Consider the following 19,385-nt stretch of genomic DNA (forward strand, 5'->3'; position numbering starts at 1 on the left):
GAAAGGATTCAGGACGATTGTGAATTTTTAGCGGGGCTGGCGGAGTTAGCGGTGTTAGCGAAGCCAGTCAGGCCCGCCGGCTTGTCAGGATCGGCCGCAATTCGGCCGGGCCAGCGAGGCGAGTCCTTCGGCTATGGCCTCCAGCACATGAGGCTTTATCGACAGGAACGCGAACTTGCCTTCGCGCCGTACGTCGATGAGGCCGCTGGTGTGAAGCTCTTTTATGTGATGGGAGAGCGTGGCCGGGGCAATCGCCAGCGCCTCCATCGCTTCACTGCAGCCGAGGGGGCACTGCGAACGTGCAATGCGCTCCAGCAGCTCGAAGCGCTTGGGGTCGGCGAGTGCTTTCAGGATGGAGGTGCGCTGCGCGCGTGTGAGGCGCGGCGTTTTCCCGGCTTGCGGAGTTTCACTTGCAGCGGATTTGGCCCTTGGCGTCATGTGCTCTTGGTATTGGATTCAGATTATCGCAGCGCGGACGCCAAGCCCCGGCTTGTCCGCTAGCGAGCCTTGACCTCGTACCGCGCCACCATGCCGGCCAGCATATGGTCGCTGATATGGCAGTGATAGAGCCAGATGCCCGCCGCATCGGGATTCATGTCCGCGGTGATCATTTGTGCGGACGTAACCGCTAGAACGTCGGTCCGCTGGCCGTCGACGAGGACGGTATTGCCGTGCCAGTGGGGCGTGTGTGCGTTGTTGAAGTCGCCCAGAGTGGTTACATACCAGCGCACGTGGTCGCCCTTGCGCATTGTCATCATGGGCATGTTGCCGAAGATGTAGCCATTGATGGACCACTTGGTGTTCGTGGAGATGAACCCGGTGTTGGCGACGGGCGTATTGAAACCTGTCGCGGTTAGCAGGCCGGGTTCGTCCTTCTTCACACCCTTGGGATCATGCAGTGAGCCTGGATGTTTTCGTCCAGATACCAGCTCTGATTTTCATTGACTGCAATAAACATCGTGACAAATTCGTGCTCGATTCCCTTCGGGCGTCCGTCCGGCAGCGCTTCTCCTAGCCGCGTGACGACGAAGCCGCCGAACAGGCCTGAGGCGACGTCGCGAATCTCGTCGCAATGGGAGTGGTAGAGCCAGAAGATGGAGCTGGGGTCTCTCGGCCCTGGACCGGCGCGCTCGGGGATTTGCCAGGTATAGGTATGGGTTGCGCCGGGAGCGACACAGCCATCCTCTTTGTCTTTCCCCGCGGTCGAATCATTGTAGTCAGCGCCTTCCGAGTCCTTTTCATAGAGCACGCCGTGGGGATGCATGCTGTACGGATGCGTGGCATGGTTCCGGAAGATGATTTTGAATGTGTCTCCCACCTCGCCATGGAAGATGGGGCCCATCATGCCGAGGTACTGATCTTCAGCACTGCGAGGCTTGAGAGTCGTGAAAGTGGCGTCGGTGTACTCGCGATACACGGCCTTCTTGTTAACGCGGCCGATCTGGTGCGGACCAGACTCTGTGAAGCCCTTGGCCACTGGATCGAAATCCATGCCCATGGCCTCGTCACGGCCTGAGGGCGCGTAGTCCCAATTCACTTCGTCGGCAGCGACGTAGTAGGTGCGTGTCTTTCCGGTTTCCGGCGGAGCCTGTGCCTTGAGCGTGAGCGATGATGCAGCCAGGTAGATGAGGGCCAGGGAAGACACAGATTTCAGTGCAAGATTTTTGCAGCGCATGAGCGAGCCCCTCGGGAGAATCAACGTGCGGTTCTGTTACAGGGGAACGGATGGGGATGGACGCAAGTCTGCTCGGCAGACAATCTTCTTCACCTGGGGATCGTGAGCCGGATTCGAAATGATGTTCCGCGGGCGTGTCAAGGAGAAATGCGGCTAGGTTTACTGAGGCTTCACCGCGATCCCCAGCAGCGTCTGGAACTGTGGGGCGTCTGGGTCGCGGTCGACGACAGCGACTTCGGGCTTGCTGAAGCCAGCTTCCGTCAGCATCTGCTCCAGCTCCGCTTCGCCGAAGCCTAACCATTCGTCGGCGTAGAGCTCGCGGGCTTCCTCGAAGCGGTGCTTCGCCAGATCGAGGACCACCACGCGGCCTCCGGCCTTGAGGATCCGGAACGCCTCTGCGAGGGCGCGCTTGGGATGCAGCGCGTGATGCAGCGATTGCGAGAAGAACGCGAGCTCCACGCTGCCCGACTCGATCGGCAGCTCTTCCACGTCGCCCTGACGGAAATCGACATTCCGCACGCCCTGCCGGGCGGCCTGCTCGCGCGCCACTTCCAGCATCTTCGCGGAACTGTCGACGGCGATCACGTGCTGTGCGGTCTGCGAGAACAGGAGCGCCAGGCTCCCGTCGCCGGCGCCCAGATCGGCCACCGTCGTCGGCGGCAGCAGGCGGAGCAGCGCCACCACCAGGCTCTTCCACGATTTGCCAGGGACGTAGTCCTTGCCCAGCCGTCCCGCCATCTCGTCGAAGAAGCTGCGCATCCGTTCCTGGCGCTTCTTCACGACGCGACGCATCTCCGCCTGGTCCGCCGCGGCCTCCGGGACCTCTTTGTCGGCCAGAGCCAGCATCGCTGTCAGCAGGCCATCGCCGCCGCCAGGCAAAATCCGGTAAAGGCTGCTCTTGCCGGCCTTGCGGTCTTCGACGAGGCCTGCCTGCTTCAACTGCGCCAGATGGGACGAAATCGTGCTCTGCCCCAGAGTCAGGATCTCCTGGAGCTCGGCCACCGACAGCTCTTCCTCCTCTAGAACCAGCAGGATACGCAGCCGGGTGGGATCGGCTGCCGCGCGCAATGTTTTCAGGATTGACGTCATGGCTTGCTTCTGGTACATATCAACATATCACGATTGGTCGATGGAAAGCTCTAAAGCAAGGAAGCTGGATCCGGCCAGACAGCAGATTTTGAGAGCAGAAGAGAGGGTTTTGAGATGGCAACAACGCTGGAAATCACGGCAGCCGATTACAAAGTGGCAGACATGTCCCTGGCCGACTGGGGCCGGAAGGAGATCGCGATCGCCGAGCACGAGATGCCCGGCCTGATGGCCATCCGCAACAAGTACGCCGCCGAGAAGCCCCTGGCAGGCGTCCGCGTCACTGGCTCGCTGCACATGACGATTCAGACCGCCGTGCTAATCGAGACGTTGACCAGCCTGGGCGCGGAAGTTCGCTGGGCGAGCTGCAATATCTTCTCCACCCAGGACCATGCGGCCGCGGCAATTGCCGCCGCCGGCGTGCCGGTGTTCGCCTGGAAGGGCGAGACGCTGGAAGAGTACTGGGACTGCACCTTTGCGGCGCTGAGCCACAAGGGCGGCAAGGGCCCGCAGCTCGTAGTCGACGATGGCGGAGACGTCACCCTGCTCATCCACAAAGGCTACGAGCTCGAAAACGGCGACGGCTGGGTCAACACTCCCAGCGGCAACCACGAAGAGCAGGTGATCAAGGACCTGCTGAAACGTGTTTACGCGGGAGATCCGCAGCACTGGCACAAGGTTGTGAAGGAGTGGCGCGGCGTGTCTGAGGAGACGACCACGGGTGTGCACCGCCTCTACCAGATGGTGGAGAAGGGCAAGCTGCTGGTGCCCGCCATCAACGTCAACGACTCGGTGACCAAGTCCAAGTTCGACAACCTCTACGGCTGCCGCGAGTCGCTGGCCGACGGCATCAAACGCGCCACCGACGTGATGGTCGCCGGCAAGGTTGCTGTCATCTGCGGCTACGGCGACGTGGGTAAGGGCTGCGCGCACTCGCTGCGGGGCATGGGCGCACGCGTGATCGTGACGGAGATCGATCCGATCAATGCGCTGCAGGCCGCCATGGAAGGATTTGAGGTCACGACGCTTGAGGACACGCTGGGCCGCGGCGACATCTACGTTACCTGCACTGGCAACGTGGACATCATCACCCTCGAGCATATGCACAAGATGAAGGACCAGGCCATTGTGTGCAACATCGGCCACTTCGACAACGAAATCCAGATGGACCGGCTGAACGGCGACAAGACCGCCACGAAGATCAACATCAAGCCGCAGGTGGATAAGTACCACTTCGAAGACGGACACGAGATCTTCATCCTGGCCGAGGGCCGCCTGGTGAACCTGGGCTGCGCGACGGGGCATCCGAGCTTCGTGATGTCGAACAGCTTCGCCAACCAGACGCTGGCCCAGATCGATCTGTGGAAGAACAAGGACACCTACAAGATCGCGGTCTACACGCTGCCCAAGAAGCTGGACGAGGAAGTGGCTCGGCTGCACCTTGAGAAGATCGGCGTGAAGCTCACGCAGCTCTCCGAGCGCCAGGCCGACTACATCGGGGTGCCGGTGGAAGGGCCGTTCAAGCCGGAGTTCTATCGCTATTAGTTTTCATTTGTCAGCGATGACACTTGCTACATGCCCCAACCGTGCGATTACGGTTGGGGCTACTATCAATCGGGAGCTGTTGGGCCATGAAATACGATGATGCAAGTTGGCACTACGGCGGCAATTTCCCTAGTGGCCTGCCGGACAAAGCCGGAGCCACTCATGCGGGTATGTTTGTCGCTTGGGCGCTTCTGAGCGGCTTGGCCGGCGAGCTCATCGTTGATGAATTTCCGCAGTTTATCGAAAAGCTTCGTGATCGCTCTCTTACTCCTGGCCAACTCTTCTTCAATCTATGCGACGGTAAGTTCATAGACGAAGACTTGAACGACGTCGGCAATGCGTTTGCGCAAGACTATTTCAATTTTCAAAAAGGCAAGTACCTAAAGGATTACGAGGCGACGCTCGGAGAAGGGGCTGCCACCCTGTACCACGTAGCAGACAGTTGGGAGAATTTCGATCGCCTCAAGCCTGTGCTTGATCGCCGATTTACGGAATGGAAAGCCAAATGAAGTCCACATCGCGATTCTCGTTCGAGCTGTTCCCGCCGCGCACGCCTGAGGGTGTGGCCAAACTGCCGGGCGTGGTGGCGCAACTGGCTGAGTTGCGGCCGGAGTATTTCTCCGTCACGCATGGTGCCGGCGGTTCCGACCAGGATGGCACCTACGAGACGCTGCTTACCGTTGTGCGCGAGACCGGCATCGAAGCCGCGCCCCACCTCACCTGCATTGGATCGACGCGCGCCAACATTGCTGCTCTTCTCGACAAATATCGCGCCGCCGGTGTAAAGCGCATCGTGGCCTTGCGCGGCGATTTGCCTGCCACAGCGCTGAGCCCAGCCGCTCCCGGCGAATTCCACTACGCCAGCGAACTCGTATGCTTCATCCGCGAGACGCACGGCGATCACTTCCGCATTGAAGTTGCGGCGTATCCCGAGATGCATCCTCAGGCGTCCAATCCCGCCGCGGACTTCGACAACTTCGTGCACAAGGTGGAGTGCGGCGCGGACTCGGCCCTCACGCAGCTCTTTTACAACGCCGATGCTTACTTCGATTTCGTCGAGCGCTGCGAGAAAGCTGGCCTGCGGATTCCCATCGTTCCCGGCATCATGCCCATCACCAGCTTCGACAAGACGCTGCGCTTCTGCAATGGCTGCGGGGCCGATCTGCCGCGCTGGGTAAGGCTGCGCCTGGAGGAACTGCAGAACGACCGTGATGCGCTGCTCGACTTCGGCCTGGGTGTGGTTACACGCCTTTGTGAGACGCTCCTGCGCAGCGGTGCGCCGGGATTGCACTTCTATACGATCAACCAAGCCGGGCCGACGCTTCGGCTTTGGGAGAGCCTCAAGTTGTCAGTGATGGCTTAAGTGCGCGGGCGCTTGCCGTTACGGCCCAATAGGCGGTGCCATACGCGGGTGACGGGGCTGTGCATCAGGCGCATCTGCTCGGCTTTGAGGGCGGCGTAGGAGTTGCGCACATACTCATCGAATTCCGGCGGCCACCCAATCGTCGACCGCCGCTCGGTGAAGTCGCCGTCGGCCCACTTGCGTAGTACTGCTTTGTAGCCCACCACGTGGGTGACGAAATCGAGCAGGCACTGCGGCATCTTCTCTTCTACGATCAGGTGCGCCTTGTCGATGATGATCTTCTCGCGGATCTCGTTTAGCGGGATGAAGATGGTTCGCATCCACAGGACCCACTCCTTCAGGTCCTCGTCGCGGATAGGCTCGCTCTGCAGCTTGCCCTGCTTGTTGAGCAGCGACCGGTAAGCGATGTTGCCAGCTTCTGAGGCGACGTAAAGCGGCCCGTAAAGCTCATTCAGTCGTTTATTCACCAACTTGAGCTTGTCGCGCCGGCGTGCCAGCATGTGTGCGCTCATGAACGTGATCATGTAGCCAGTGAGAGCCACGAAGATGGTCAGGATCGCCGCGTCATGCAGAATGCTCGGGATGTTCGACAGAACAGAGAATTCCATAGCTGTATGTTGGCCATGAGTATAGCCGCGAGATTGGACTCGCGGTGTGACGCAGGACAGGGAAGAGTAGCAGGGAGCAGGGAATAGGGAATAGATAAGAACGAGACTCGACGGCCCGGTGATCGGGCGCTTCGGGACGGTTCCCTACTTCTTTGGCTTTTGAATCGGAACGACCTTGATCTCGAACAGCTTCGGCCAGAGCTTGCCGGTTACAAAGAGGCGGTCTTTGCTTGCGTCATACGCAATGCCGTTCAGCACGGCTTCAGGCGAGCTCTTCTGATCGGCAGGAAGCAACCCGGCCAGATCGATCCAGCCCAGCACCTTGCCTGTGGCCGGCGAGATGCGCGCAATGCGGTCGGAGTGCCAGACATTCGCCCAGATCTGTCCCTTGATGTACTCGAGCTCATTCAGTTCGGTTACTGGCTTTCCGCGGTCCTTCACTTCGACGTGCCGCCGCTCCTTCATCGTCTCCGGATCGAGGAAGTGCAGCGTCGCAGTTCCATCGCTGAGGATGAGCGAGTGCCCGTCGCTGGTCAGCCCCCAACCCTCCCAGGGATAGCTCATGGTGCGCAACTGCCGGAAGCTGAACCGGTCATAGACGAACGCGGTGTGCGACTGCCACGTGAGCTGAACCAGGGTGCTGCCCCAGGTGCTGAGGCCCTCGGCGAAGTACTGGGCGGCGACTGGGACCTGCTGCTCAGCCCGGCCAGTCTCCAGGTTCACCATGCGCAGCGTCGATTGGCCATTCTCGCCCGTGCTCTCGTAGAGATGGCCATTGGCGAACAGAAGTCCCTGGGTGAAGGCCTGTGGATCATGCGGATAGGTCCGCACCACACGATAGGTCTCCACGGGAGCGGACCAGGCGACGGTCATTGGCATGAAGAGGCTAAGAAGCGCGAAGGCGCGCAAACGGAGTCGCATCAGCTCCGAGTCTAGCGCTTACATGAGCTGACGGTTCAGGGCCGAGGGCGGGCGGCTGCCTCAATTCACGTCGTTCGCGATCACCACATTCACAGGCGGATTGCTGGTGAGCTGGCTGTCGATCATCACCACGGTGCGAACTTCTCCGCCGCTGAGGGCCAGTGGAGTCGACGTGTACTTCACCTTCGTGGTGCCCGTCGGCGTGATCACCATGGTCACCGTCTGTGACTTGAAGCTGATGTAGCCGCAGGTCTGGCCTACCGGGATCTTGGTGCAGATGGGTATCGTGTTCGCGAGAGTCGTGTCCGCAGGAACCATGTAGACGTCGAGCGCACCGGTTCGTGGAGCCTGGTTGAGAAAGCGGAAATCGGAGTGCCCGCTGGCTGCGGCAATGCTCTGATCTTCCAGCACTGTCAGGCTATAGAGCGTGGGCGTGGAGCCGTTGTCTGTCAAAAAGACCGAGTGATGTGCTCCGGGCTTGAGCGTGACGGCCGCCGAGACCAGCACAGCTCCGCCAGTGGCCGCTGTGGCCGTCACGGTCGCGGCGGTGGAAGGCGCCGCGGTGCCGTAGTTGCCGACGAACCCTTCGCCCACGTTGCTGGCGAAGATGGTCTTTTCCACGTATATGTTCACAGCGGGAGCGATATAGGAAGCGTTGATGACCCGAACCAGACTGGGCTGTGAGAACCCGGCAACGACCTGACAGGCGGAGATTCCCAGTGCAATGGCCAGCGACGCGCCCGCAACCGCTACCAGCCGCGCCGCGGTCAAAGCGTCCTTCAACTTCCCGATCCTCATCTCCCGCTCTCCCGCGAAGCGCTCCAAAACACGCACGTAACTGTTCCACTCATCGTACAGGTCAATGTTGACCAGATTTTACGACTTTTGAGCTACTTCTACACATTGGCAACAGTCGACGGCGGAGCACAGGACGTGCACAAGTGGTTACCCGACTCCCAGGTAGATGAACCGGGCCAGAAAGAGCGCGGCAAGAATGTAGAGCAGCCAGTCCTGGCGGCGAAATTTCCCCGTGAAGAGGTGCAGCACCGCCCAGGCGATTACGCCAAAGCCAAGGCCGTTGGCGATGGAGTAGGTGAGGGGAATCAGCACGAGGGTCAGGAACGCCGGCACGGCCACCAACGGATCGTGCCAGCGTATCTCCGTGACCGTGCCGACCATCAGAGCGCCGACGATGATCAGTGCGGGAGCCGTGGCGGCTGCGGGCACCATGCCGACGATCGGGACCGCGGCAATGGCGCAAAGGAACAGAACGCCGGTGACGATCGCCGTGACGCCTGATCGTCCACCCGCTGCTACGCCCGCCGTTGACTCCACGTAGCTGGTCACCGTCGAAGTGCCGGTCAGCGATCCGAAGACCGTAGAGACGGCGTCGGTGAACAGGATCCGGTTCAGGCGCGGTACCGTGTTGTCAGCTTCGATGAGTCCGGCGCGCTTGGTCACAGCGACCAGCGTGCCCAGGTTGTCGAACAGGTCCACAAAGAAGAAGACGAAAATGATCTCGAGCAGCCCCTCGCCGAGCGCGCCGCGGATATCCAAATGCAGCGCCGTGTCGCGCAGTGGACCGAATCCGCCCGCAAGCGGTGTCCAGTGCACCAGGCCGAATGCCCAGGCGAGAGCGGTCACGCTGAGCACGCCGATGAGGATGGCTCCGCGCACCTGCTTCACTTCAAGCACTACCATGATCAGCAACCCAAGCAGCGCGAGGACGGATGAGGGATTGCGGATGTTGCCCATCGTCACCATGGTGTTGGGGTCGGCGGCGATGAGCCCGGCATGCTGGAAGCCGATGAAGGCGATAAAGAGTCCGATTCCTCCGGCGACGGCAGCGTACAACTCGGGCGGAATGGCGCGCAGGATCATCTGCCGTACGCCTGCTGCCGTCAGCAGCAGGAACAGCACGCCGGAGAAGAAAACCGCGCCCAGCGCGATCTGCCAGGGGATGTGCATCTTCAGGCAGACGGTGTAGGTGAAGTAGGCGTTCAGTCCCATGCCCGGCGCGAGCGCAAGCGGGTAACGCGCGAACACGCCCATCAGGATGGAGGCGAATCCAGCTGAAAGGCAGGTTGCTGCGGTTACCGCGGCCAGCGGCATGCCGGTTTCGTGCAGGATATTCGGATTCACGAGCACGATGTAGGCCATCGTGAGGAACGTAGTCAGGCCGGCGACAATTTCGGTTCGCCAGTTGGTTCCGAGCCGCTGGAATTCAAAGTAGCCTTCGAGCTGTTTGAGCATGCGTGGATTTAGAAGAGCATACCGGACGTGCGCTTGAAAGTGATTTGTCTCGGGCTGTCGCCGGACTACACGTGAGCCACGTCTTGGCGGGTCCGACGGGTCATCATCACGTGCATCGATCCGCCCTGCACCAGGATGGAGAACACAACGACCAAGTAGGTCGCGCCGAGGATCCAGGAACCGCCAATGGCTGGCGGGATTGAGAGGGCGAGCGCGATCGAGATGCCTCCGCGCAGTCCGCCCCACGTCATCAGGAAGACTGCGCGACGGCGCTGTTTCTGGCACAGATGAATGATGAGCGCGCAAACCGCGACTACCGCGAAGCGCACCAGGTTCGCGGCGACGATCGCCGATCCGCCGGCCCGGATCGACAGCGGGTTCAGGGTCACGGAGATCACCTCGAGTCCGAGCAGGACGAAGAGCAGTGAGTTCTGCACCTCGTCGGTCATCGTCCAGAACTCGTCGAGGCGGTCGTCAGCGATGCGGCCCTGCGGCTGCTTGCGGTTGAAGTGGCGCAATGCGAGTCCCGCGACCACTGCCTCGAGTGGCGCCGAGAGACGCCAATTGGCGGCGAGAACGTAGCCGCCGAGTGCTAATGACAGGGAGAGCAGGATATCGATCTGATAGGAGAGCACCCGGCACATCAACTGCGATGTGATCCAGGCGGCGGCAATGCCGAGCAGGATGGCTCCGCCGGCCTGGAGCAGCAGCAGCCAGCCGACGGACCAGGCGGTGGGAGCGGCTCCACGCGCGATCGCGATCATGGTGAGGAACAGCACCGCGCCGATACCGTCGTTGAACAGCGACTCGCCGGCGAGCTGCGACTCGATGGATTTGCTGATACCAACGCGGCGCAGCATCTCCAGCACGGCGACGGGATCTGTGGGCGAGATCACAGCGCCGAAAATCAGGCACTCCATCCACGACGCGTGTGCGCCCATCAGCAGCTTCATCAAACCGGCTACAGAAAGAAACGTGATGACAGTGCCAGGGACCGCGAGCAGCGCGACCGGCAGCTTTTCACGCGCGAGCTGGTCGAGATCGAGCAGGAACGCCCCCGCGAAGAGCAGCAGAGGAAGCATGCCGCGGAGGATGACGTCTTCGAAGTCGATCTGGTTCGCGAGCTGCTCGGCCCACGAGTGCACGCCGGGCGCGAGTGGGCCGAGGTTGGCCAGTACCAGCGAGACGATCACCGTGAGCAGCATCGTGCCGATGGTGATTGGGACGCGCAGCACGCGCACACTCAGCCAGCCGAATACAGCGGCCGTAGCCACTAGCAGACTGACTAGCTCGAGCGTCCTCACGCGATCCTCGCAGACATGAAACTACTTTAGCGAAGTTGTGAGCTGCACGTCAGAGCAGGGACAGAGGGACAAAGGGACAAGGGACACAGTGAAGAAGGCCATCGCCCGATTTGGTCAGAAGCAGCCCTTAGTGCCGAGGCCGGAGGCGGATCAGGGCGACGCCTTGGCGTTCCAACTGCAGCGTCAACGAAGTTCGGCCTTTTTCGCCTTTCCCCCAGAGAACCGGCTTGTCCGATGTGACTTCCTGCAGCGCTCCTGCTGATCTGAGTCGCAGTGTCTGCTGTTTGTCGAGGTGTTCGGGGCTGCCCATTTTCAGCCATGCGGAGTAGCTGTTGCTGTGCTCCTTATCGACCAGATACTCGGATTCGAGGAGGTCACCCTTTAAGCCGTCGATCTGGAGCGTGATCGTGGCTGGCGGAGCTTTGACATCTGCGTCGTGATAGTTCCAGAGGAGAATGTCGACTTCGTCGCCGTTGCGGGTTGCGACTGCGTTCACGTCAGGTGCGCCGGTGACTCCGTTGCCTAGGATGTCGTTGAGTGATCGGGCGCCGTCACTGGAGACGGCGAGCCATTGCGCGCCCGGTTTGCCGAGCATCGACATCATTTGGAAGACATTGAACACAGGCTTGTCGACGCCGTTGGTGGCCAGCTCGCGATAGCCGGCGAAGGCGGGCTGATCCTCGAACTCGAAGGCCCAGGTGACCGCGCCTTGCAGGTTGACGCGGTTGCGCCGGGCCAGTTCGTAGAGGCGCATCTCGGCTTCAGCCACGCTGACGCCGTAGAGGGTTCCGTTGCGGTAGGCGTTCTGCGGGCCTTTGCAGGCGGCGCAGCCTTCGGGGTCGAACTCGCCGAGAATGATGGGCGTGTTGCGCCAGCGTGGGTCGGAGGCCAGGATCTTCATGCCGCGCTCGGCGGCGCGAAGCTGCGCGGCGACGCTCATAGTCACATGGCCGTCGGCGAACTTAGGATTGCCCTTGGGGTGGTAGCTGATGAAATCGAGCGGTGCGCCGGTCTCGCCCGTGGCCGCGTTCGCGCCATGCGCGCAGTGATCGAGAAACTGGCGCAGGAACGGCTCGGATTTGTCGCTGATCCCGGTCGCCTCAGGCCCGCCGATCTTAGCCTCGGGCAGCGCCTTGCGTATGGCCGCGGCACTCAGGTCGTAGAGGCGGTTGTATTCGTCCCATGTGGCGTGCCAGTAGGGAATGTCGGGCTCGTTCCACACTTCCCAAAGCCAGTCATGCACCTGCGCGCCGTAACGATCCCGGAGGTGCCCGGCGTAGACCTCGACCAGCTTCGACCACTTCGCTTCATCTTTGGGCGGATAAGTCCAGCCGGTGAAGATATCGCCTTTGGGGAAGGTGTGCCGGTAGGGCTCAGGGTGCGTTGAGAGCACTTCCGGCATGAATCCGATTTCAACGAGAGGGCGGACGTGGGCGGCGATCAGCGTGTCGAAGATACGGTCGGTGATCGTGAAGTCGTAGACCGGCGTGCCGTCAGGCTTCTCGGTGTAGACGTTGGTGGAGCCCCACTTGAGCGAGCTGTCGCCGTTGCCCGTGGTGAAGAGATTGTGTGTGCGGAAATAGACCGGTGCGGAGCCGAGATGTCCGAGTTCGGTGAGGAACTGTTTACCGTTGGGCGCGTAGGTGTAATTGGGCTCATCCGCGCCGAAGTAGTTCCAGATGGGAGCGTAGGAACCGGTGGTCTGCGCGGCGTGAACCTGGATGGTGAACGGCTGCGTGCTTTGAGCAGAAGGGTTCTGCGCGATGGCCGTGAGCGGGAGCAGGAAGCAAGTGGACAGGGCGCGAACCGTGGGCCGGTGCATATGCTCACGATAACGGAGCAGACCGGCCCGCCGCGCTGATGGTGCGCTTTACAGCAGCTTTGCAGCGTCCTTGGCGAAGTAGGTGACGATGAAGTCGGCGCCGGCGCGGCGGATGCCGAGGAGCGACTCGAGCATGGTGCGGTTCTGGTCGAGCCAGCCACGCTGGAAGGCAGCGTGGAGCATAGAGTATTCGCCGGATACCTGGTAAGCGCCCATGGGCACGTCGAAGCGGTCGCGGGCGGCGCGCACGATGTCGAGGTAGGGCATGGCGGGTTTCATCAGGATCATGTCCGCGCCTTCAGCGAGGTCGAGCTCGATCTCGCGCATGGCTTCACGGGCGTTGGCTCCGTCCATTTGGTAGCTGCGACGGTCGCCGAACTGGGGGGCGGAGTCGGCGGCTTCGCGGAACGGGCCGTAGAACGCGGACGCGAACTTCGATGCGTAGCTGAGGATCGGCGTGTTGGAGAAGCCCGCGCCGTCGAGCCCCTTGCGGATAGCGGCGACGCGGCCGTCCATCATGTCGCTCGGGGCGACGACGTCTGCGCCGGCGCGCGCCTGGCTCACGGCAGTTTTTGCCAGCAGAGCGAGCGACGGATCGTTCTCGACGTCCCATTCCTCGCCTGTCTGCTTGATGACGCCGCAGTGGCCGTGGCTGGTGTATTCGCAGAGGCAGGCGTCGGCCATCAGGACAAGCTTCTTGGATGCGCTCGACTGCTTGAGGGCTTGGAGCGCCTGCTGCACGATGCCATCGTCCGACCAGGCGCCGGTGGCCTCTTCATCTTTCGACTCGGGCAGGCCGAAGAGCAACAATCCGCCGATACCAAGGCTGGCGGCTTCTTCCGCTTCGCGAACGGCTTCATCGATGGATAGATTGAAGACGCCGGGCATGGAGCTGACAGGATTGCGGACGCCCTCGCCGGGGCAGATGAAAAGGGGGTAGATCAGGTCGCCGGGCTCGAGGGCGGTTTCACGGACGAGAGCGCGCAGCGATTCATTGCGGCGCAGACGGCGCATACGGACGTCGGGAAAGCTCATGGTTCAAGTTTACGGCGCGAAAGGCACGTGGCGTGTGACGGATGACAGCGATGCCGCGCCGGTAGCCGGTAGCCGACAGCCGGTAGCTCTGGAAGCTCGAGAGGCTACTGGCTAGAAGCTACTCGCCCCGCTGTTCACGCTTGGGTCAGGCGATCGTAGAGGGTGGTGTTGCGGTAGCCCAGAAGCATCACCAGGGTCCAAATGGCGATGGCGGTGCCGAAGGGGAACTTGATCAGGTTGACAACGGCCGCGATGATAGCCACGATTCGGCCCCATGGGGCGCGTTCCATCAGGCCATAGCCCGCCATGATGGCGAGGCCGGCGCGCGCAATCACGTACATCCAGCCGAAGCGAATGATCTGGGGACCAAACCAGAAGGGGAAGCCTCCGTGGGCAAAGGGGCCGTGCATCCAGAAGCCCCGGTTGGCGAGCCATGCATCCGCGAAGGCCATGCCGATGACGCCAAAGACCAGCGCAAGGGCGCCGTAGATAAACCAGACGGTGCTCAAGGCGCGCATCTTGCTGGCATAGGCGGCGAGTTCGAACTGGAATCCCGGATAGGTAGGCGGCGGCACGCTCATCAAGGGCGCTCCGCAGCGGGGGCAGGCTGCCATTCCTGGAGTCAATCCATTACCACATGAGCTGCAAAACATACCGCCTCCTTGCCGCGTTAGGGAGTACGCGCGACGGTCTTGGTTCGTTCCCACTTTTCTTCATGCCGGTCGTCGCGGAAGACCAGGCCGGTGACGCGGCCCTGAGCGTCGCGCTCGACCACGAGGCGGGTCCAGACGCTGCCGTTGGGGTAGAAGAACGACGACTGCGACTCGGCCTCAAGCTCGGTGATCTCGCCGTGGGGATCCTTCTCGAGGAGCTGATCGCCCTGGCGGAAGAGGGTTGCGGCGATATGGCCGGCAGAGTCGCGGTATTCGCCGACGAGCGCGTCGAGTATCGCGGGCGGGAGTTTCTGCGGCGCGGGATGGATGGGGATCAGGAGGCGTTCGGTGGCAGGCTGTGGCTCAGGCTTGGGATTCAGCCGGTGCGCGAGGAGCCATTTGGGCAGTTCGGGTTCGTTGTAGGCGCGGGCCCAAGAGTCGTGGTGCAGGCCCTGGTAGATCCAAAGGCGCACGTTGCCGTTGGCCTTCAGGGCGGTGTACATCAACTCGGCTTCGCGGGGCGGGACAACGTTGTCTTCGCTGCCGTGGAACATCCAGACCGGGGTGCGGCCGACGGCGCGGGCGTACTCGCCGGGCAGGGTAGCGGCCTGCTGCCAGCGCTCCGGCGCGTAGCTCCAGAAGGGGCCGCCGGCGGCGATGGCGATGGCGGCCCATTTGCGCGGATACATTTTGGCGAGCTCCCAGGCACCGTATCCGCCCATGGAAATACCAGTCAGATAGGTACGGAGCGGGTCCGCGTGAAGCTCCGCCGTCTCCTGATCGAGGGCGGCGATGGCCATTGTGAGCATTTCCGGGTCGGTCCAGAAATTCGGATAGCGGCACTGTGGCATGACGATGATGAACGGCCAGCGCTCCGGATGATCGCGCACCTGAAGAGGGAGGCCGATTTGCGTTTGCCACATGCCCTCGCCGCCACGCTCGCCGCGCCCGTGCAGGAAGAGAATGATGGGCCACTGCTTGCGGTCGTCCCGGCGGAAGTCTTCGGGAAGGTAGATCTGGAACTTGTAGGTGACGCCCTTGATCACCACTTTACGGTTCAGGAAGCCGGTCTCCTGCGACGCCGGGGCGGGCTTGCTTTTGGCGCGCGCGATTTGGCCGCCGGCGAGCAGAAGGAGAGCTACCCCGATGCAGAAGAGGCCAGGAGATGTTTTCCGATCAGGGCGCATGTCTTCAAATTTCATCATACGAGGGACAAAGGGATAAAGGGACAGAGTTACGAAGTTACAAGTGGCAGAGTGGCAGCAGGTCTGTCCCGGCCTTCATGCAACAATCGATTTAAGACATCCATGCCTGAGCCTGGCGACATTCTCGATCACTACCGCTTCGATGCAGTCGTGGCGCACAGCGGTATGGGCACCCTGCTTCGGGCTACGGATCTGCGGGATGGCAAGACCGTTGCGGTAAAGATTCCGCACCCCGAGATGGAGAACGATCCAGTGCTGCTGGAACGCTTCCGACGCGAAGAGGAGATCGGGCATCTGCTCGATCATCCCGGAATTGTAAAGACGCTGGACGGCGAGCAGCGCAGTCAGCTCTACATGGTGCTGGAGTGGGTAGGCGGGCGCCTGTTGCGCACCGTGCTGAATGAGGAGCGTCCGCTTGATGTGGACCGCGCGGTGGCGCTTACGTTGCTGCTCTGTGATGCGTTGGACGCCATGCACAAGCGGGGAATTGTGCACCGGGATCTGAAGCCGGAGAACGTGATGGTCACGGCTGGGGATCAAATAAAGATTATTGACTTCGGCATTGCGATGAAAGAGGACGCGCGGCGCATCACGCATGTGGGTGCGACGTCGCTGCTGGGTACGCCCGACTACATTTCGCCGGAGCAGGTGCAGGGCAAGCGGGGCGACCAGCGGTCCGACATTTATGCGATGGGCATCATGTTCTACGAGATGCTTACGGGACGTGTGCCGTTCTCGGGACCGAATCCGCTGGCGGTGATGAATGATCGACTGGTGATCGAGCCTCCGTCGCCGCGGGCGATCAATCCGAAAGTTACGCCGGAGCTTGAAGAGATCATTTATCGCGCGCTGGAGCGGGATCCGCGTCATCGCTACTCGAACGCGCACGAGATGCAGTGGGATCTCGAGAATCAGGAACAGGTGGGCGCGGAGCCGCGCGGGCAGAGTTCGCAGCGGAAGGTGAACGTTCCGCTGGCAAAACGGATCAATAAGAAGACGCTACTGTATGCGTGCCTGCTGCTGGTGCCGGTGGCGCTGTTCGGGCTGATGCTGGTGCTGGCGAAGCACTGAGGTTTCGCACCCTGTCGCCAGAAAGAAAGCGACAGGATGGGGCACGGAAGGCTTCGCCGTTTAGGCTAGCTGGGCAGCCGTTTCAGAAGCGCGGCGGCGCGGCGAAACTGAGGGCGTTCACGGCGGCGCAGGTAGCCGGGCATCGTGGGTTTCTTGTCCAGCACTTTGCGAACCCACTGTCGGGCTTCGCCGCCGCGGCCCTGGGAGGCAAGGAACTCCGCGAAGTTCAGATAGCCCTCAGAGGACGTGGATCGCTCGACGGATCGCTGGAACCAAGCTTCGGCCTTTTCGGTTTGTCCGGTTTTGGCACAGGCCTGGGCGAAGGCTCCGGCGGCACGATCGAAGTCGAAACCCGGTTCCTTGCTTACGACCATTTCGAGATCGGGCAGAGCGGTTGCGGCGTCGCCGAGAGCCAGAGTGCAGGCGCCTCGCCGGTAGAAGCAATCGAGGCTGCTGGAACGAGCGGAGATGGCCTTGTCGTAGGCCTCACGAGCTTCGCGCAGTTTACCGTCTTCCCTGTATAGATCGGCCAGTTCTTCGTAGTTGCCGGCGGAGGGGTTGTCGTGGATCTCCAGTTTCAGGCGGCCGATCCGTTTGCGGCGCGGGAAGGCTTTGAACGAGCCGCCCAGCAGGCTGGCGTCAGGTACAACTTCGACGGCGATGTAGACGAGCGCTCCGACCGGTCCAAGGAAAAGAACGATGTAAAGCCAGTAGGTGTCAGGCCGCCGGCGAATGAAATGGATGATGGCTGCAACCTGCAGCACCAAGCCCCATGGATAGAAGAGTCCCGTGAGATAGCCCATGCGATTTCTATATTGAATCGAGGGCAGTTAGACGCGCAATGACGCGTTTGAGGGATGTTATTGCGCGGGTTGAGCTTTGGCTGTGGGCAGGTCGGGCGCGGAGATCGTTACGGCGCTGAGGTCGCCGGTGATGTGTATGGGCTGCTCGGCCGGTCCGTATTGGTGAAGCACATGCGGTTCCTTGTGGGTCGGTGGCCAGTTATTCGGCCCATTGGAGATCTCGCGGTATTCGACATCGGAGGCGCCGTCGACGCGCAGGATGTAATCGCCTTCCGGAACAAAGCTGAAGTTGAAGATGTCGTCGTCATCCGTGAGAGCTGTGACGGCGACCATGCTCTTGTCGTCCGGGTAGAGTAGCTGAAGCGATCCGCCATTTAGTACGTGGCCGTCGTGGGCGGCGAGGATATTGCCGCGGACGGTGTGGAGCTTGCTGACCGGAATTTCGATGTCGACCCCGCGCCGCTCTTCGCCCAAGGTGAGGTCGAAGGGCTCTGCGTCCTTCTCGCGCATCGTGCTGCCGTTGTAGATCTCTAGCGAATAACCGTTGCCTGATGAGGTGTAGCTGCCGCCATGCTCGTCTACTTTGTAGGTCGTTTTAGAGAGGCGTAAATCCGCTTGGAGAAGATACTTTCCGGCGGGAAGGCCGGTGAGGCGGTAGTGGCCCTGGTCGTCTGTATGCACGAAAAAACCTGAGCCTGAAACGGGGCTGCTGAACATGATCGTGGTCCAGCCGTTTTTTTCGTGGGTAAGCAGGCTTACCTGGATTCCGCTTGCGGGGCTGCCGTCGTCGTAGAGGACGTTGCCGCTTACTCCTGCGCCGCGTTCGATGGTCACGTTGACTGCGACCGGGAGATTGCCTTCAACGGTGATGCGCGGCGCTGATGGAGGGGCTTCCTTCTTCTGGTCTTTCGGCAAAGGGTCGTCCGCACCCATGTAGCGCACGGCGAGCGGAGAGATGTACCCGGCCTGCGACGCGATGACGTAGTAGGTCCCAGGGGCGACGTGCTGGATGGTGAAGCTGCCGTCCATCGAGGTTTGCGCTGTCTCGCCGCTCGACGAGATAGTTTTGGGCTCGCCGGGAGTGATGGCGTCAACGGCGTCGGCGGGCTGGAGGATGACAGTAGCCATGCGGGCAGGCGCGTTGGTGTCGGCGCAGTAGACGTGGCCGGAGACGGTGGCTGTTGGGGCTGCTGGATTGGCGGTCTGCTTCTGCGCCCAGGTAGGTGTGGTGCATGCGACGAGACAGACGAGGCGGGCCCATGGGATTTTCATGTTGCCAAAGATATCGCAGTTGAGATTGAGTTCTGCGTGCGCTGTGTTAAGTCAAGCGCGGGTGAGGACACCCGCGCTACAGCCGGTCAGGAGACCGGCGCTACTCACTTTCGATTCGTGCTCACTGACTTGCGCCGAGTCCGATCTAATGAGCGTATTCTTGTCGGTTGCGGGAGGATACGAGCTATTCACGTTGATTCCTGCGAGGTATCCGTATGAGGCGCTCGACTGTTGCTTTGGTGATGGTGTTGGTACTTATGCCCGTCCTCGCATTTGCGCAGACCAAGAAGAAAAAGAAGTCGGTTCCGGCGGTGTTCAGCAATGCGCACTATGTTTACGTGCAGGCCGAGGATGGAGACGCGTATACGCCGGGCTTGCTGAACGAGGATCGCGCGGCGATCGAGAATGTGCAGGGCGCAATCCGCGAGTGGAACCGGTATGCGCTGACCATGAGCGTGAATGAGGCCGAACTGGTGTTCGTGGTGCGGAAGGGCCGCGTGGCGAGCGGGCGCGTGGGCGGCTCGGTCGGCGTGGGTGCTCCTTATCCAGGGCAGCCTCCGACGACGCGGACTGCGGGAATGGGCGAAGCCGAGGTGGGCCCTCCCGACGACCTGCTGGAAGTGAAGATGCGGAATGCGGACGGTTCGCTGAGCGCGCCGATCTGGATCCGCACGCAATCAGAGGGCCTGGACCGGCCGCGTGTGCCGCTCTTCCAGATGCTCCGGGATGCGGTGGAGAGGGATTATCCGATGTAAAGGCAGAGAATAGG

At 61.5% G+C, this 19,385-nt stretch carries 20 protein-coding genes; 5 read left to right on the top strand and 15 right to left on the bottom strand.

The window, feature by feature from the left end; genetic code table 11:
• Positions 1 to 84: 84 nt before the first annotated feature.
• The 4 genes from MOP44_RS09605 to MOP44_RS09620 all read right to left on the bottom strand — a co-directional run bounded on the left by MOP44_RS09605 (position 85) and on the right by MOP44_RS09620 (position 2,764).
• Complete coding sequence (locus MOP44_RS09605; RefSeq protein WP_260795819.1) at positions 85 to 438, bottom strand: ArsR/SmtB family transcription factor; 354 nt, start codon at positions 436 to 438, stop codon at positions 85 to 87.
• Positions 439 to 497: 59 nt separating this feature from the next.
• A complete protein-coding gene (locus MOP44_RS09610; RefSeq protein ID WP_260795820.1) occupies positions 498 to 881 on the bottom strand; it encodes a multicopper oxidase domain-containing protein in 384 nt (127 codons plus the stop codon).
• Entirely contained in the window at positions 878 to 1,645 is a 768-nt protein-coding gene (locus tag MOP44_RS09615) for a multicopper oxidase domain-containing protein (protein WP_260795821.1), read from the bottom strand. The genes MOP44_RS09610 and MOP44_RS09615 overlap by 4 nt, the downstream gene beginning before the upstream one ends.
• A 189-nt stretch (positions 1,646 to 1,834) precedes the next feature.
• Positions 1,835 to 2,764 (bottom strand): ArsR/SmtB family transcription factor, encoded by a 930-nt coding sequence (locus MOP44_RS09620; RefSeq protein WP_260795822.1) that lies wholly within the window; start codon positions 2,762 to 2,764, stop codon positions 1,835 to 1,837.
• A gap of 114 nt (positions 2,765 to 2,878) precedes the next feature.
• Here MOP44_RS09620 and ahcY point away from each other — a divergent pair, with 114 nt between their 5' ends.
• The 3 genes from ahcY to metF all read left to right on the top strand — a co-directional run bounded on the left by ahcY (position 2,879) and on the right by metF (position 5,669).
• Entirely contained in the window at positions 2,879 to 4,306 is a 1,428-nt protein-coding gene (gene ahcY / locus MOP44_RS09625; protein ID WP_260795823.1) for an adenosylhomocysteinase, read from the top strand.
• A gap of 86 nt (positions 4,307 to 4,392) precedes the next feature.
• Entirely contained in the window at positions 4,393 to 4,815 is a 423-nt protein-coding gene (locus MOP44_RS09630; RefSeq protein WP_260795824.1) for a DUF7832 domain-containing protein, read from the top strand.
• Entirely contained in the window at positions 4,812 to 5,669 is an 858-nt protein-coding gene (gene metF, locus MOP44_RS09635; protein WP_260795825.1) for a methylenetetrahydrofolate reductase [NAD(P)H], read from the top strand. Before MOP44_RS09630 ends, metF begins: the two co-directional genes overlap by 4 nt.
• Here metF and MOP44_RS09640 read toward each other — a convergent pair.
• From MOP44_RS09640 to MOP44_RS09680, 9 genes are all read right to left on the bottom strand, one after another.
• Complete coding sequence (locus MOP44_RS09640) at positions 5,666 to 6,277, bottom strand: hypothetical protein (RefSeq protein WP_260795826.1); 612 nt, start codon at positions 6,275 to 6,277, stop codon at positions 5,666 to 5,668. The genes metF and MOP44_RS09640 overlap by 4 nt on opposite strands.
• Before the next feature lie 144 nt (positions 6,278 to 6,421).
• The gene (locus tag MOP44_RS09645; RefSeq protein ID WP_260795827.1) at positions 6,422 to 7,198 is read right to left on the bottom strand and encodes a glutaminyl-peptide cyclotransferase; all 777 of its coding nucleotides are present in this window, start codon (positions 7,196 to 7,198) and stop codon (positions 6,422 to 6,424) included.
• Between the two features lie 60 nt (positions 7,199 to 7,258).
• On the bottom strand, positions 7,259 to 7,996 hold the full coding sequence (locus MOP44_RS09650) for a DUF4397 domain-containing protein (protein ID WP_260795828.1): 738 nt from the start codon (positions 7,994 to 7,996) through the stop codon (positions 7,259 to 7,261).
• A 147-nt stretch (positions 7,997 to 8,143) separates the two neighbouring features.
• Positions 8,144 to 9,451: an NCS2 family permease gene (locus tag MOP44_RS09655; RefSeq protein ID WP_260795829.1), complete on the bottom strand. Its 1,308-nt coding sequence runs from the start codon at positions 9,449 to 9,451 to the stop codon at positions 8,144 to 8,146.
• A gap of 65 nt (positions 9,452 to 9,516) precedes the next feature.
• Entirely contained in the window at positions 9,517 to 10,755 is a 1,239-nt protein-coding gene (locus MOP44_RS09660; protein WP_260795830.1) for a cation:proton antiporter, read from the bottom strand.
• Positions 10,756 to 10,882: 127 nt separating this feature from the next.
• Positions 10,883 to 12,577 (bottom strand): GH39 family glycosyl hydrolase, encoded by a 1,695-nt coding sequence (locus MOP44_RS09665; protein WP_260795831.1) that lies wholly within the window; start codon positions 12,575 to 12,577, stop codon positions 10,883 to 10,885.
• A 48-nt stretch (positions 12,578 to 12,625) separates the two neighbouring features.
• The gene (gene hemB / locus MOP44_RS09670) at positions 12,626 to 13,612 is read right to left on the bottom strand and encodes a porphobilinogen synthase (RefSeq protein WP_260795832.1); all 987 of its coding nucleotides are present in this window, start codon (positions 13,610 to 13,612) and stop codon (positions 12,626 to 12,628) included.
• 134 nt (positions 13,613 to 13,746) lie between these two features.
• A complete protein-coding gene (locus tag MOP44_RS09675; protein ID WP_260795833.1) occupies positions 13,747 to 14,226 on the bottom strand; it encodes a hypothetical protein in 480 nt (159 codons plus the stop codon).
• A 56-nt stretch (positions 14,227 to 14,282) separates the two neighbouring features.
• Positions 14,283 to 15,452 carry a carboxylesterase family protein gene (locus tag MOP44_RS09680; protein WP_260795834.1) on the bottom strand — a complete coding sequence of 390 codons (1,170 nt, stop codon included), beginning with the start codon at positions 15,450 to 15,452 and terminating at the stop codon, positions 14,283 to 14,285.
• A 120-nt stretch (positions 15,453 to 15,572) separates the two neighbouring features.
• Here MOP44_RS09680 and MOP44_RS09685 point away from each other — a divergent pair, with 120 nt between their 5' ends.
• Positions 15,573 to 16,541 (top strand): serine/threonine protein kinase, encoded by a 969-nt coding sequence (locus MOP44_RS09685; RefSeq protein WP_260795835.1) that lies wholly within the window; start codon positions 15,573 to 15,575, stop codon positions 16,539 to 16,541.
• A gap of 65 nt (positions 16,542 to 16,606) precedes the next feature.
• Here the strand turns inward: MOP44_RS09685 and MOP44_RS09690 are convergent, their stop codons facing one another.
• Positions 16,607 to 17,344, bottom strand: coding sequence for a tetratricopeptide repeat protein (locus tag MOP44_RS09690; RefSeq protein WP_260795836.1), 738 nt, complete (start codon positions 17,342 to 17,344; stop codon positions 16,607 to 16,609).
• Positions 17,345 to 17,401: 57 nt separating this feature from the next.
• Positions 17,402 to 18,616 carry an MSCRAMM family protein gene (locus MOP44_RS09695; RefSeq protein ID WP_260795837.1) on the bottom strand — a complete coding sequence of 405 codons (1,215 nt, stop codon included), beginning with the start codon at positions 18,614 to 18,616 and terminating at the stop codon, positions 17,402 to 17,404.
• 215 nt (positions 18,617 to 18,831) lie between these two features.
• Between MOP44_RS09695 and MOP44_RS09700 the strand changes: the two genes are divergently transcribed.
• Positions 18,832 to 19,371, top strand: coding sequence for a hypothetical protein (locus MOP44_RS09700; protein ID WP_260795838.1), 540 nt, complete (start codon positions 18,832 to 18,834; stop codon positions 19,369 to 19,371).
• The last annotated feature ends 14 nt before the right edge of the window (positions 19,372 to 19,385 follow it).

It is taken from the genome of Occallatibacter riparius, assembly GCF_025264625.1.
GTDB classification, from domain to species: domain Bacteria; phylum Acidobacteriota; class Terriglobia; order Terriglobales; family Acidobacteriaceae; genus Telmatobacter; species Telmatobacter riparius.

Bases quoted from the DNA above. Each gene is read 5' to 3' on its own strand.
- MOP44_RS09675 (WP_260795833.1), bottom strand. From the start codon at position 14,226: ATGGCAGCCTGCCCCCGCTGCGGAGCGCCCTTGATGAGCGTGCCGCCG.
- MOP44_RS09630 (WP_260795824.1), top strand. From the start codon at position 4,393: ATGAAATACGATGATGCAAGTTGGCACTACGGCGGCAATTTCCCTAGT.
- ahcY (WP_260795823.1), top strand. From the start codon at position 2,879: ATGGCAACAACGCTGGAAATCACGGCAGCCGATTACAAAGTGGCAGAC.
- MOP44_RS09620 (WP_260795822.1), bottom strand. From the start codon at position 2,764: ATGACGTCAATCCTGAAAACATTGCGCGCGGCAGCCGATCCCACCCGG.
- MOP44_RS09680 (WP_260795834.1), bottom strand. From the start codon at position 15,452: ATGCGCCCTGATCGGAAAACATCTCCTGGCCTCTTCTGCATCGGGGTA.
- MOP44_RS09700 (WP_260795838.1), top strand. From the start codon at position 18,832: ATGAGGCGCTCGACTGTTGCTTTGGTGATGGTGTTGGTACTTATGCCC.
- MOP44_RS09645 (WP_260795827.1), bottom strand. From the start codon at position 7,198: ATGCGACTCCGTTTGCGCGCCTTCGCGCTTCTTAGCCTCTTCATGCCA.
- MOP44_RS09665 (WP_260795831.1), bottom strand. From the start codon at position 12,577: ATGCACCGGCCCACGGTTCGCGCCCTGTCCACTTGCTTCCTGCTCCCG.
- MOP44_RS09685 (WP_260795835.1), top strand. From the start codon at position 15,573: ATGCCTGAGCCTGGCGACATTCTCGATCACTACCGCTTCGATGCAGTC.
- metF (WP_260795825.1), top strand. From the start codon at position 4,812: ATGAAGTCCACATCGCGATTCTCGTTCGAGCTGTTCCCGCCGCGCACG.
- MOP44_RS09640 (WP_260795826.1), bottom strand. From the start codon at position 6,277: ATGGAATTCTCTGTTCTGTCGAACATCCCGAGCATTCTGCATGACGCG.
- MOP44_RS09605 (WP_260795819.1), bottom strand. From the start codon at position 438: ATGACGCCAAGGGCCAAATCCGCTGCAAGTGAAACTCCGCAAGCCGGG.
- MOP44_RS09650 (WP_260795828.1), bottom strand. From the start codon at position 7,996: ATGAGGATCGGGAAGTTGAAGGACGCTTTGACCGCGGCGCGGCTGGTA.
- MOP44_RS09655 (WP_260795829.1), bottom strand. From the start codon at position 9,451: ATGCTCAAACAGCTCGAAGGCTACTTTGAATTCCAGCGGCTCGGAACC.
- hemB (WP_260795832.1), bottom strand. From the start codon at position 13,612: ATGAGCTTTCCCGACGTCCGTATGCGCCGTCTGCGCCGCAATGAATCG.
- MOP44_RS09690 (WP_260795836.1), bottom strand. From the start codon at position 17,344: ATGGGCTATCTCACGGGACTCTTCTATCCATGGGGCTTGGTGCTGCAG.
- MOP44_RS09695 (WP_260795837.1), bottom strand. From the start codon at position 18,616: ATGAAAATCCCATGGGCCCGCCTCGTCTGTCTCGTCGCATGCACCACA.